Origin of the sequence: uncultured Rothia sp., assembly GCF_937976295.1 — a bacterium.
Taxonomy (GTDB): domain Bacteria; phylum Actinomycetota; class Actinomycetes; order Actinomycetales; family Micrococcaceae; genus Rothia.
Genome location: NZ_CALJRY010000047.1, coordinates 1 through 12,305, shown reverse-complemented (window position 1 = coordinate 12,305; position 12,305 = coordinate 1). Strand labels below are relative to the sequence as shown.

The following is a 12,305-nucleotide window of genomic DNA, read 5'->3' as shown; positions in this document are numbered from 1 at the left end:
GACGCAAGACGCTCGTCACGGCGGCGGGCACTCAAACGAGCAGCCGAAGCGCCCAGGGTAAAGAGCGGAACAACCAGCACCAGAGCGGCAACCCACGCCAAACCCATGTAGAGCTTCTGAATGCCCATCAGGTTGACCATTTCGTGGTCAACGTTCGCGTGCTCAAGCCACGTACTCAGCGCCTGAACACCACCGGCAACCGTCAAAAACAGTGCCGAGGAGGCGGCAAAAGCCAGCACGGGAAGAATCGCCTGCGAACTCCATAGGGTTCGCTTGGCGAGTAGAGCATAGATTTGCATTATGCACCTGCCTGAGACTGAGCACCGAGGTTCTGGAAGCCGTTCTGCGCGGGTACGCCGCCCTGGCTATTGCGCTGATCGCTCACAATCTGACCGTCCTGCAGGTACACCACGCGGGAGCACGCCGCCGCCACGTTCGGGTCGTGAGTCACCACCAGCAGAGTCTTACCCTGCTGCGGAATCATGGTCAGCAGCAGAGCCATCACCTCACGCGCGGTCTTCGAATCCAGCGCGCCGGTCGGCTCATCCGCGAAAGTCACGGGGGCACCGTTCACCTGGGAGCGAGCAATCGCCACGCGCTGAGCCTGACCACCGGACATCTCACCCATACGGCGGTCCAGCATCTGACCCAGACCCAGACGGTTCAGCAGATCAGCCGAAATGGAACGTGCCTGCTGGCGGGGAACACCGGCAATCATCGCGGCGAGGGAGACGTTCTCCTCCGCGGTCAGCTCGGGAACCAGCAGACCCTGCTGGAACACGAAACCAAACGAGTTAGCGCGCAGGGAGGTGCGCTCACGCTCGCTGAGGGACTCCACCGCCACCTGACCGGTCGGGCCATTGAACAGCACAGAACCGGCATCGAGCTTGATAATTCCCGAAAGCGCGTGCAACAGGGTGGTCTTACCGGAACCGGAAGGACCCATAATCGCCACGGACTCGCCGGGGAAAATATCCAGGCTCACGTTACGCAGCACCGGGTTATTGCCGTACGACTTGTGCAGGTTACGGGCAGAAATAATCGCACCGCGCGCAAAGGGCGCCTGCTGCATCTGCTGAGGCGCCTGAGCCGGGTAGCCCTGCTGACCCTGATAGTAGCCCGCCTGCTGGTTAGGCTGACCGGGCTGAGCCTGCTGAGCGGAATACTGACCGGCAGGCTGCGCCGCCTGCGGAGGGGTCATTGAATACGGGTTCTGAGCCTGGAACTGCGGGTTCTGGGATTGAGGATTCTGTGTCATGACAACCTTCATTGGGTATGAACTAACGGAAGTACACATCTATCATCTCAGCTTCTCGGCGGCTCACCCCTCCGTCTGAGGGCTGAAAAATATGGGAAAACCCTGTAAAAATTCGCCCGACCGGGTGCTCAACTGCCCCGCACCTCATACCGGGGTATGAGCACGCCTCAGCAGAAGGGATAAGTAAGCCACACACCCCTTGAACTGCGCGGAGGCCTTGAACTGCGCGGAGGCCTTGAACTGCGCGGAGGCCTTGAACTGCACCGAGGCAGTGCCATACTAGAAGGATGACCGACGCACAGAACACCCCCATCATCACTCCGGTAGCCGACCCCGAGGCAGGAACCCGCATCATCTTCCTGCGCCACGGCCAGACCGACTGGAATATTGACCACCGCTTCCAGGGCGGCACCGACATCCCCCTCAACGACACCGGCAGGGAACAGGTCCGCACCGCTATCGGTGCCCTGCAGCAGGCGGCGGCTGAGGGCACCAGCGTGGACGCTATCGTCTCCTCGCCCCTTTCCCGCGCCGTAGAAAGCGCCGAAATCGTAGCCGAAGGCCTGGGCGTACCCTACCGTGGTGCCGTTGACGGCTTCCAGGAACGTTCCTTTGGCGACCTGGAGGGCAAGGTCGCTACCCGCGAGCTGATTCTCGCCTCCCGCCAGTCCAATAACGCTTTCAACGTGGAACCGAAGAAGGACTTCCTCGCCCGCTCCCTCGCGGCGCTGAACCGCGTCTGTCGCGAATACGAGGGTCAGACCGTTGTGGTCGCCGCACACGGCATGCTCATTGCCTTGACCATGACCGCCCTGGTCGCTGAGCGCCACCCCGAACTGCTCAACGAGGACGGCATCTACCCAATCCCGGTGAACGCCTCCCTGACCGAGGTGCCCCTGCGGTACCTGGACGAGGCAATCGACCGCCTGCTCGTGCAGCATCTGGAGCCCGAGCTTGGCCCCGAAGAGATTCCGGCGGGTGCCGAGAATACGACCCTCACCCTGATTCGTCACGGCCAAACCGACTGGAACAAGGCGAACCTGATGCAGGGCATCACCGACATTCCGCTCAACGACACCGGCCGCGAGCAGGCACGCACCACCGGCAAGAAGCTTGCCGACATGGGCCTGGAATTCACCGTGCTGGTGTCCTCGCCGCTATCCCGCGCCCACGAGACGGCGCAGCTGGTCGGTGAGCACTTCGACCTGCAGGTGCACAAGACCTACCCCGAGCTGGTGGAACGCGCCTACGGTGCCGGCGAGGGCCTGGACATTCCCGCCCCCGAACGCCGCGCCCCGGAACGCTACTACCCGAACGTGGAATCCGAGCGTGACGTGTACATTCGTGCGGTGCGTACCCTGCGCAATATCGTGCGTGAACTCTCTGAAGCCTCGGGCGACCAGAAGATTATTGCCGTCAGCCACGGCAGCTTTATTCGCCGCGCCCTCTCCGCAGCAGCCGGTGAAGAGTGGACCGTGACCGTGCCGAACGCCGAACCGCTCACGATTGACGTGCCCGGACTGTTCGCGTGGGACTCGACCAAGCAGTTCGACGAGGCAGGTCGCCTTGTTTGGTAAGGAACAAACCGGTAGCGCTCCCTCTGGCGCTCGCGTGTGGCGGCTGATTCTCTGGCCCGTCACAGCGCTGTACTGCGCGACGGTGGCGAGTATCGTGTTCGCCCCCGTGCACGTGGACGATAACGAGATGGGCGGCCGCCTGGCGCAGCTGCTGGACACCGGCCACTCCGAGGGTTGGCTGCCTGCGTTTATCACCTATTCGAGCATCGAGCAGCTCTCGAACGTCATCATGTTTATTCCGGGCGGTTTTCTTTTCGCCCTGCTGCTCAAGCCGAAGGCTCGCCCGCACGTGCTGTACTCGGGGTTTTTGGTCAGCGCCTGCATTGAGACGATTCAGAGTTTTATGCCTGATCGCACCGGCGACCCGGTGGATGTGCTGATGAACGGTTCGGGTGCCCTGCTGGGTGCAGCGGGTGCTTTGGGCGTGCACCGTTGGCGTCGCGTGCGCCGCGAACGTCAAGGTAAATAAGGTTTTGTGCCCGGTGGAGGCGCTGGTTTCGAGGGTTCTCGGCGAGGGTTTTCGTCGAGGGTTCTCGGAGCCGGCGCCTCCACTTTTTTGCCCTGTTAGGGTGCTGCGTAGGTGTTTGGCGCTGTGTGGATAGTGGGCGCAGATGGTGGGGCGGAAAACCCAACAGTTCATTAGGTCAAACAGACATAAACAGGCAGTGGCCTCCAATATAGTGTGGTTTCGGTAGGGAACATTCGGGTAATATTCCGGTAAATACAGCGTTTTATATTGACTTGCCCACAAAAACCCACATAAAATCAAGTATTACCCTCAAGCGCTCTGCTGGCTCACTGAAACCATGTCTCTCACGGTCATAAAAGTCGAGCAGAACGCAGAAAAGAACGCACAGATTTCCTACCACTAGCCCAAAGGAACACCAGATTTATGTTCGCAGAAGAACGCCGTGCCGAAATTGCAAAGCTTGTTGCCTCCGCACGTCGTGTCAACGGCGCTGACCTTGCGCGTCGTTACGATGTGACCATGGAGACCGTGCGTCGTGACCTCGCCGCACTGGAAGAAGCAGGTAAGCTCCGCCGTGTCCACGGTGGTGCCGTCACCATTGAGCAGTCCACCTCCCTGGAGTCCTCCATCTCCTCCCGACAGGGCATGAACACCCCCGAGAAGCGCCGCATCGCCACCAAGGCGTACCAGATGCTACGCGACTCCGAGGCGGGCTCCATCGTCCTGGACGCAGGCTCCACCATCGAAATTCTTGCCGACCACATTGGCGCAGAGAACTTCAGCCTCAAGACCGGCAACGACCGCATCATCATCACCCACGCACTGCACATTGCGGTCAAGCTCGCCGAAGCCGAGGGCGTCACCCTTGAGCTGGTTGGCGGCCAGCTGCGCAAGATGACCTGGGCTGCTGTTGGCGCACGCGCCGCAGAGCACTTCGGCACCATGCGCCCCGATATTGCTTTCATTGGTGCCAACGGCATTGAAGCCCACTTCGGCATCTCCACCCCCGGCATGAACGAAGCCATCGTTAAGACCGCAATTTGCAAGGCCGCCCGCCGCGTGGTCTTGCTCTGTGACTCCGCGAAGTTCGGTCAGGAATCCCTGGTCCGCTTCGCTGGATTTGAGGATATTGACACCCTCATTACTGATCGCGAGCCCGAAGGTGCCCTCCGTCAGGCACTCGAGGCCGCAAATGTTGAGATTGTGATTGCCTAATGATTATTACTTTGACCGCCAACCCCAGCCTGGACCGCACCATTGAGCTCGGTGCGCCCCTGGCTCACGGTGCCGTGCAGCGTGCTGTCGGTGCTGTACAGGATCCCGGTGGCAAGGGCGTGAATATTTCCCGCGCCCTGCAGGTTTCCGGTGTGCCGACCCTCGCCATTGTGCCCGGTGAAGCCACCGATCCGGTGCTGACCGCGCTGCAGGCTGTGGACGTTGAGTTCGCTAACCTGCCCACCGGTGAGCCGATTCGCTCGAACATCACCGTGGTTGATCCGGATGGCACCACCACCAAGCTGAATGCCCCCGGCACCGTTTTTGATGCTGAACTGCGTCAGAAGCTGGACGAGCTGGTGGTTGAGCGTTCTAAGGGCGCCGATTGGGTGGTTCTGGCTGGTTCGCTGCCTCCGGGTCTGGAACCGACCTACTACTCCGAGCTGGTGGCGGCACTGCGCGCCTCCGGCTACGAGGGCAAGATTGCTATTGATACCTCTGAGGCGCCGCTGATTGCGACCGTCGCCGGTGAGCACAAGCCCACCCTGATTAAGCCCAACTCGGAGGAGTTGGCTCAGCTGACCGGTAGCGATAACTGGGAGGAATTGGAGGCTAGCCCCGAGCTGACCGCCCGCACCGCCCAGAAGCTGCTCGGCGACGGCATTGAGTACGTGCTTGCCACCCTCGGCGGTGGCGGCGCAGTGCTGGTCACTGAGCAGGGTATCTGGCACGCTGTGCACGAGCCGATTCAGGTTCGTAGCACTGTGGGTGCCGGTGACTCGTCACTGTCCGGTTTCTTGATTGCTCACACTCGTGGTGAGGATGCCCCCGGTTGCCTGGTTCAGGCGGTAGCTCACGGTTCGGCTGCTGCTGCTTTGCCCGGTACCCGTATGCCTTCGTTGGAGCAGACCACTCCTGAGAAGGTCACTGTTCGTCAGCTGCAGCTCTAATTCGGCCTGTTTTCGCACCTCCAGCTTTTATTCTCAGAAGAGAATATAAGCCGGGAGGAAATATAAGCCGAGGTGCTACCTCAACAGCCGCACGCATATACGAACACAGCACGCACACTGCACACACTTTGAACTCATATAGGGGAGAGCCCGGCACCGGAGAGCCCGGCACCGCTGAGCAAATCCCCGCCCCAACACATACCCGAGGAGGGAATATGTCTGATCTGATTACCGCAGATCTCGTCCTGCTGGACGAGAACCTCGGTGAGACCCGATTCGATGTAATTGCCAAGCTCGCCCAGGCAGTCGTAAATGCCGGACGCGCTACCGACTTCGAGCAGCTCTACGCGGCTGCCGAGGCACGTGAATCCAAGACCGACACCGGTATCCCCGGCGGTATTGCGATTCCGCACTGCCGTAGTGCCGCCGTCACCGAGCCGACCCTGGCAATGGCACGCCCCAACCCTGCAGTTTCCTTCGGCGCAAAGGACGGCCCCGCCGACCTGATTTTCTTCATCGCTGCACCCGATGGCGCTGACCAGGCTCACCTGAAGCTGCTCTCCACCCTGGCACGCTCCCTGATGAAGAAGAGCTTCACCGCGTCCCTGCGCGAAGCCTCCTCGGCTGAAGAGATTGTTGAGCTGGTCAACGGTGCGCTCGGCGTAGGTGAGAAGAAGGCAGAGGCTAAGCCCGCCGAGGCTGCACCCGCCGCGGCACCCGCCGCCTCCGCTCAGGATGCTCCCGCTGCTTCGGCTCCGGTGAAGAAGATTGTTGCTGTGACCGCATGCCCCACCGGTATTGCTCACACCTACATGGCTGCGGACGCCCTCAAGTACGCTGCTGAAGAGCTCGGCTACGACCTGAAGGTTGAGACCCAGGGCTCCTCGGGTAACGAAACCCTGAGCCAGGCCGATATTGACGCCGCCGACGCTGTGATTTTTGCCGTGTCCGTGAACGTGCGTGAGCGTAACCGCTTCGCGGGTAAGCCCTTTGTCGAGTCTCCCGTCAAGCGCGGTATTGACGAGCCTAAGGAAATGATTGCGGAGGCTCTGGCTGAGGCTGAGAACCCCAACGGTGCACGCGTTGCCGCTGCCGCATCCAGCGGTGAGGACAGCGCAGGCGCTACCGAGGGCGCTTGGGGCTCGCGCATCTACAAGGCCGTGATGACCGGTATCTCCTACATGATTCCGTTCGTTGCTGCCGGCGGTATTCTGGTCGCCCTGGGCTTCGTTTTCGAGGCAATCACTATGCCGAACCTTGGCGATGTGAACACCGAGGCAATTCTCGGCTCGGCAACCCTGTTCAACCTCGGTGATGTGCACTGGACCCTGTACCTGGGTGCTGTTCTGCAGACCATTGGTGGTTTCGGCCTGAGCCTGATGGTTCCGGCTCTTGCCGCGTACATTGCGTACGGTTTGGCTCAGCGTCCCGGTATCGCTCCGGGCTTCATCGCCGGTTCGGTGGCTCTTGCCGTGAACGCGGGCTTCCTTGGCGGTATTGTTGGCGGTATTCTCGCCGGTCTGATTGCGTACGCTCTGGGCACCTTGAAGCTGCCCCGCTGGCTCGGCTCGATGATGCCCGTGGTCATCACCCCGCTGGTGACTTCTCTGGTCGCCGGCCTGGCAATGTACCTGCTGCTCGGTGCGCCCCTGGCTTGGGTTATGACCACCCTGCAGGATTGGCTGACCTCCATGTCTGGTGGCTCCGCTCTGGTGCTGGGTCTGATCCTGGGTGCCATGATGGCTTCTGACCTGGGTGGCCCCATCAACAAGGCTGCTTACCTCTTCGCAACTGCTGGCCTGTCCTCGGGTGCGACCGTGAACCAGGAAATCATGGCTGCCGTCATTATCTCCGGTATGGTTCCGCCGCTGGCTATGGCTCTGGCAACCACCCTGCGCCCCAAGCTGTTCAACGAGAACGAGCGTGAGAACGGTAAGGCTGCGTGGCTGCTGGGTGCATCCTTCATCTCTGAGGGTGCTATTCCCTTCGCTTCGGCTGACCCGGCTCGCGTGATTCCTTCGACCATTGTTGGTGGCGCTATCGCTGGTGCAATCTCCATGGGTGCGCACGTGGCTTCCCCGGCTCCGCACGGTGGTATTTGGATTATTGGTCTGGCGCAGAACCCGCTGATGTTCCTGGTGGCTGTTGTTGCCGGTACCGTTGTTTCGGCGCTGCTGTACGTGGTGCTGAAGTCCTTGGGTGCCCGTTCTAAGGCATCCGCGTAAAGGCCGTATAACCTCACCTTTATTTGATCGTCTGTTTGCAGGCGTGAGCGTGAAAAAACACGTTACACTGTAGACAAACCAAAGATAGGACATGAACTCTATGACTACCTACAAGGGCGTCGGCGTATACGCCGGCCGCGTTATTGGCCCCGTTCTTCAGATGCCTAAGCCCATCGAGGAACCCAAGGATGGTCTGCGTCTGAGCGGTGAGACCGCTGAGGCTGCAGCACAGCGTATTAAGGACGCGTCGGTCCGCGTCAAGGAAGACCTGCTGGCTCGCGCAGAGAATGCAAGCCGTGACGGTAAGGCTGTTCTGAAGTCCACCTCTCAGATGGCTACCGACCGTGCACTCATTAAGAGCGCAATCAAGCTGGTTGAGACTCAGGAGATGGCTCCCGAGCGCGCAATTTGGGAGGCTGCAACCTCCTTCGCAGACCAGATGGCTGCTCTGGGCGGCTACATGGCTGAGCGCGTTACCGACATCCACGACGTGCGTGCCCGCATCGTTGCTGAGCTGACCGGCCAGCAGGCTCCCGGCATCCCCGTTTCTGATGAGCCGTTCATCCTGGCTGCTATTGACCTGGCACCGGCTGATACTGCGACCCTGGACCCCGAGAAGGTTATCGCACTGATCACCTCTGACGGTGGCCCCCAGGCACACACCGCTATTCTGGCTCGCGGCCTGGGCCTGCCCGCTATTGTGGCTGCTAAGGGCGTGACCGATATTGCTGACGGCACCATCGTCTACGTGGACTCTAACGAAGGCATCGTTGACACCGAGCCCACCGACGCTGACCGCGAAGCAGCAATCAAGTACGCAAACCGCAAGCCCGTCGCTGACTTCGACGGTAAGGGCGTGCTGGCTGACGGCACCCGCGTTGAGCTGTACGCAAACGTTGGTGACGGCAAGTCCGCTGAGAAGGCTGCAAGCCTGAAGGCTGAGGGTGTTGGTCTGCTCCGCACCGAGTTCGGCTTCCTGGGCCACGACGCTGAGCCTTCCATTGAGACTCAGGCTAAGACCTACAAGTCCGTGTTTGACGCATTCCCTGGCAAGCACATTGTGGTTCGTACCCTGGATGCTGGTGCTGACAAGCCCCTGCCGTTCCTGAACGTGAACCCCGAAGAGAACCCCGCACTGGGTGTTCGCGGTTTCCGTACCGACTGGACCGTTCCGGGCGTTCTGACCCGCCAGCTGGAGGCTATTAAGGCTGCTTCGGAGGATTCCGACGCTGACATCTGGGTTATGGCTCCGATGATTTCGACCACCTCCGAGGCACGTAACTTCGCGAACATGCTCAGGGAGATTGGCCTGCCCGTTCACGGTGTGATGGTTGAGACCCCCGCAGCTGTGATGAACGCTGAGGCTATCCTCGGCGAGGTCGACTTCGTGTCCATCGGCACCAACGACCTGACCCAGTACACCATGGCGGCTGACCGTCTGCTGGGTGACCTGGCACACCTGAACAACCCCTGGCAGCCTGCAGTGCTGAAGATGATCAAGATGACCGTTGAGGGTGCTCAGCGTGCATCGGTCACCGCGGGTAAGAAGAAGTACGTGAGCGTCTGTGGTGAGGCTGCGGCCGACCCGGCTCTGGCTGTTGTTCTGATTGGTCTGGGTGTTGACACCCTGTCCATGAACGCTGGCGCTATCCCCGCTGTGGCTGCGGTTCTGAAGTCTGTGACCAAGGAGAAGGCACAGCAGATCGCGGCTATCGCTCTGCAGCAGATTTCTTCTGCTGAGGCGAAGGAGAGCGCACGCAAGGGTCTGCCGATTCTGGACGAGCTGGGCCTCTAAGCCTTAAAACGATTCTGGGGCTGCCTGCCGCCTCTTGATGGGGTGTGTTAGGCGGTGCTCGGGTTCGTGAAAATGCCGGGTGTAGAGTTTTATTTCTGCATCCGGCATTTTTGTACTTGTTAGCGTGTGGCTGAACGGTACAATTTATAGAGTAAGGGCGGGTCCTGAAGCGCCCCGTTCATTTAGAATAGGTACTGAAGTATTTTCGGTTCCTTAATCAAAGGAGAAACATAATGGCAGAGCGCGAAGCCACTATTGCAAGCCGTGTTGGCCTGCACGCACGTCCGGCAGCTATCTTCGCTGAGGCAGCTGGCGACCTCCCCGTTGAGGTGACCATCGCTGCTAAGGGTGAGCCCGCAGATGAGGCTATGGACGCTGCATCGATTCTGTCCCTGATGTCCCTGGGTGCAAAGCACGGCGACGTTGTTGTCCTGCGCGCTGAGGGTGAAGGTGCTGAAGAGGCTCTGGACTCGCTGGTTAAGATCCTCGAGACCGACCACGACGCTGAGTAATTGACTCTCGCCTCTGAGGTGAACCCCTAAGCGGTGCGCTTCGGATGCTGTGAAGGCTACAGCCTTAAAGCGTGAATATCCCGTCACTTCGGTGGCGGGATATTTTTTATTATGAATAATTCATATTTTATTGCGCTATGAGTGGGACATAAAGGGATCTATTTCCCCGCTAAATCTTAATGTGTGAATAACCTTTATTTTTCCCTTGGAAATGCCCGCAAAAATATTCCCCAAAATATTTTCTGTACAGTAGTGACCCCGCTTTCTCTTCATTTCAATGAAGCTACCCAACGCAGGTCGCCACTGGTGCCTTTAGCACAGGAAGCGCACCCTAGAAAACAGTATTTTTGCTCCCCGGTGCTACCGCAGAACCACGCCCTTGTTAGACTAAAAAGGCACTGTCTATATGGGAGGGACATTGGCAGAATCGAGGAACACCCCCGCAGCCCCCAACTCGCGGGAAGCTTCGCATGCAGGCGAAGCAAACACGGCCGCATCCGCAGAACGCGAGCAGACCACCACGGCGGGCTACGTAGCGGGCAAAGGCGGCTTTCCCCTGGTCTCCCTAGACCAGGTTACTGACGAGAAATTGCGCCGTGTGTTGGCTCAGCAGGCCTCCTCTGCGAAGGCTCAGGAGGGTACCGTCGCAGCAGAAGCTGTCAGCGAAGTGCTCCAAGTAGCAGCCGCGGACATGGGCATCCCCGCGCAGGAGGTAGAGCCCACCGGCGACCCCGAGCTGAGCTCTAGCGGCCACGGTGCGCGCACCGTCATTGACCCCTCCCTCGTACCTGACGACGACCTAGACGCATACCGCGAGGACCCGCACCCCACCACCTCCAGCAATATGGTGACCGAGGAGGCGCTGACCCGCCCCTCCCAGCCGGTGCCCATGACCGGCATGATTCCGCAGGTTCCTAACTCGCACGCTGCCCGCCGCTTCGGCGCGGATCCTACCGCAATGCCGAAGACCGGGCCCGTCTCGATGCCCACCACCTCCGTTCCGCTGGTCGATAGGGGATCTCGCGGTCTCCTTGGGCGCGGTAGTGGTGGCCGTTGGGGGTCGCGTCGCTTCCGTTCCTTCGTGCGCACTGAGGAGACGGCACCTGCCGCCCCGCGTGGCGCCCAGCGTATTGCTCAGCGCCAGTTTGTGCCGACTATCCGCTCTGAGGAGCATGAGCGTCGTGAGGCGTTCCGTCGCGAGAAGGAATACGCCCGCGATACCCTGAACTTCACCCTGCGCCTGGCTGAGGCAATGTTCCACTACGGCGCGGACGCCATGGACGTGGACTCGGCGATTATTGCGGTGTCTTCGGCGTACGGGCTGGATTCGGTGGAAGTCGACATTACGAACCAGTCGGTGACCATCAACTACACCTCGGACCCCGATATTTACATGGAGTCCCGCATCTCCAAGCGCAATGCGAACGCTGAGGAGCGCTTCACCCACACCCTGGTGCGTGTGGTGCGTTCCTCCACTGAGAACTATGAGGCGCTTTCCGAGGTGTACGGCCTGATCTATAAAATCACTCGCGGCGGTATGACCCTGGAAATGGCTGATTTGGAGCTGAACCAGATTACGCACCGACCCAAGCCGTTTCCGCCTCTGGTGGTGTGGGCGGCGAATCTGGCGTGTGCTGGAACCCTGACGGCGGCGCTGGGGGCGAGCTTTGCAACGGCGTTGAGTGCGGTGATTATTTTTATTCCCGTGTACTTGCTGATTCAGTGGCTGAGTTCGATTGGTATTCCGGCGTTCTTCCGCATGGCTGCTAGTGCGGGTCTGATGACCTTCTTGGCGATTTGGCTGGGCGGTGAAGGGTCCATTCTTTCGGTGCTGCAGCGTCAGGGGGAGCCGATTTCGGCGCCTCTGGTGGTTGCTGCGGGCATGATTATGTTCTTGCCAACGCCGCGTCTGGTGGGTGCCGTGCAGGATGCGATTAACGGCTTCCCGGTGACGGCTGCGGGTCGTTTCGTGTCTACGGGCATGAGCTTCTTGGGCCTGGTGGTCGGCATTGCGACCGCGGTGAGTGCGATCAATATTTTCAATGGCCCGACCCTGGATATTGAGCAGCTACGTTTTGAACCGACAACCCCGCTGGTGGCCTCTTTCTTCTTCCTGGTGGCGATCGCGACCTTTGCAATTACTTTGCAGACGAAGCTGGTGAAGGTCGGTTGGCTGATGCTCATTACGGGTTGCGGTTTGGCGGCCTATTACGCCTACGAGCTGCTTGCCGGTCCGAGTACGGGTCGCGGTCCGACGGCGTGTGCGGCGGTTGTGATTGGTGCGTTGAGCACGTATTTTGCGTA

The 12,305-nt window shown here is 60.1% G+C and carries 9 protein-coding genes and 1 pseudogene; 8 read left to right on the top strand and 2 right to left on the bottom strand.

The window, feature by feature from the left end; translation table 11 throughout:
• A pseudogene (locus tag Q0216_RS01345) lies at positions 1–299 on the bottom strand (ABC transporter permease); the annotation flags it as partial.
• The gene (locus tag Q0216_RS01340) at positions 299–1,258 is read right to left on the bottom strand and encodes an ABC transporter ATP-binding protein (protein WP_298592321.1); all 960 of its coding nucleotides are present in this window, start codon (positions 1,256–1,258) and stop codon (positions 299–301) included. The pseudogene Q0216_RS01345 and the gene Q0216_RS01340, both read right to left, overlap by 1 nt.
• 287 nt (positions 1,259–1,545) lie before the next feature.
• Here Q0216_RS01340 and Q0216_RS01335 point away from each other — a divergent pair, with 287 nt between their 5' ends.
• The 8 genes from Q0216_RS01335 to Q0216_RS01300 all read left to right on the top strand — a co-directional run.
• A complete protein-coding gene (locus Q0216_RS01335; protein WP_298592320.1) occupies positions 1,546–2,835 on the top strand; it encodes a histidine phosphatase family protein in 1,290 nt (429 codons plus the stop codon).
• On the top strand, positions 2,825–3,304 hold the full coding sequence (locus Q0216_RS01330; RefSeq protein ID WP_298592318.1) for a VanZ family protein: 480 nt from the start codon (positions 2,825–2,827) through the stop codon (positions 3,302–3,304). Before Q0216_RS01335 ends, Q0216_RS01330 begins: the two co-directional genes overlap by 11 nt.
• Before the next feature lie 423 nt (positions 3,305–3,727).
• A complete protein-coding gene (locus tag Q0216_RS01325) occupies positions 3,728–4,519 on the top strand; it encodes a DeoR/GlpR family DNA-binding transcription regulator (protein WP_049357323.1) in 792 nt (263 codons plus the stop codon).
• Positions 4,519–5,469: a 1-phosphofructokinase family hexose kinase gene (locus Q0216_RS01320; protein ID WP_005508167.1), complete on the top strand. Its 951-nt coding sequence runs from the start codon at positions 4,519–4,521 to the stop codon at positions 5,467–5,469. Before Q0216_RS01325 ends, Q0216_RS01320 begins: the two co-directional genes overlap by 1 nt.
• Before the next feature lie 215 nt (positions 5,470–5,684).
• Positions 5,685–7,694 (top strand): fructose-specific PTS transporter subunit EIIC, encoded by a 2,010-nt coding sequence (locus Q0216_RS01315; RefSeq protein ID WP_298592315.1) that lies wholly within the window; start codon positions 5,685–5,687, stop codon positions 7,692–7,694.
• 100 nt (positions 7,695–7,794) lie between these two features.
• Positions 7,795–9,489, top strand: coding sequence for a phosphoenolpyruvate--protein phosphotransferase (ptsP, locus tag Q0216_RS01310; protein ID WP_298592323.1), 1,695 nt, complete (start codon positions 7,795–7,797; stop codon positions 9,487–9,489).
• Positions 9,490–9,722: 233 nt separating this feature from the next.
• Positions 9,723–10,001 carry an HPr family phosphocarrier protein gene (locus tag Q0216_RS01305; protein ID WP_005504506.1) on the top strand — a complete coding sequence of 93 codons (279 nt, stop codon included), beginning with the start codon at positions 9,723–9,725 and terminating at the stop codon, positions 9,999–10,001.
• Positions 10,002–10,419: 418 nt separating this feature from the next.
• Positions 10,420–12,305: threonine/serine exporter ThrE family protein (locus tag Q0216_RS01300; RefSeq protein ID WP_298592313.1), on the top strand; the 1,886-nt coding region annotated here is incomplete at its 3' end.

Coding starts and splice junctions, on each gene's coding strand:
- Q0216_RS01340 (WP_298592321.1), bottom strand. CDS start 1,258: ATGACACAGAATCCTCAATCCCAGAACCCGCAGTTCCAGGCTCAGAAC.
- Q0216_RS01335 (WP_298592320.1), top strand. CDS start 1,546: ATGACCGACGCACAGAACACCCCCATCATCACTCCGGTAGCCGACCCC.
- Q0216_RS01315 (WP_298592315.1), top strand. CDS start 5,685: ATGTCTGATCTGATTACCGCAGATCTCGTCCTGCTGGACGAGAACCTC.
- ptsP (WP_298592323.1), top strand. CDS start 7,795: ATGACTACCTACAAGGGCGTCGGCGTATACGCCGGCCGCGTTATTGGC.
- Q0216_RS01320 (WP_005508167.1), top strand. CDS start 4,519: ATGATTATTACTTTGACCGCCAACCCCAGCCTGGACCGCACCATTGAG.
- Q0216_RS01325 (WP_049357323.1), top strand. CDS start 3,728: ATGTTCGCAGAAGAACGCCGTGCCGAAATTGCAAAGCTTGTTGCCTCC.
- Q0216_RS01305 (WP_005504506.1), top strand. CDS start 9,723: ATGGCAGAGCGCGAAGCCACTATTGCAAGCCGTGTTGGCCTGCACGCA.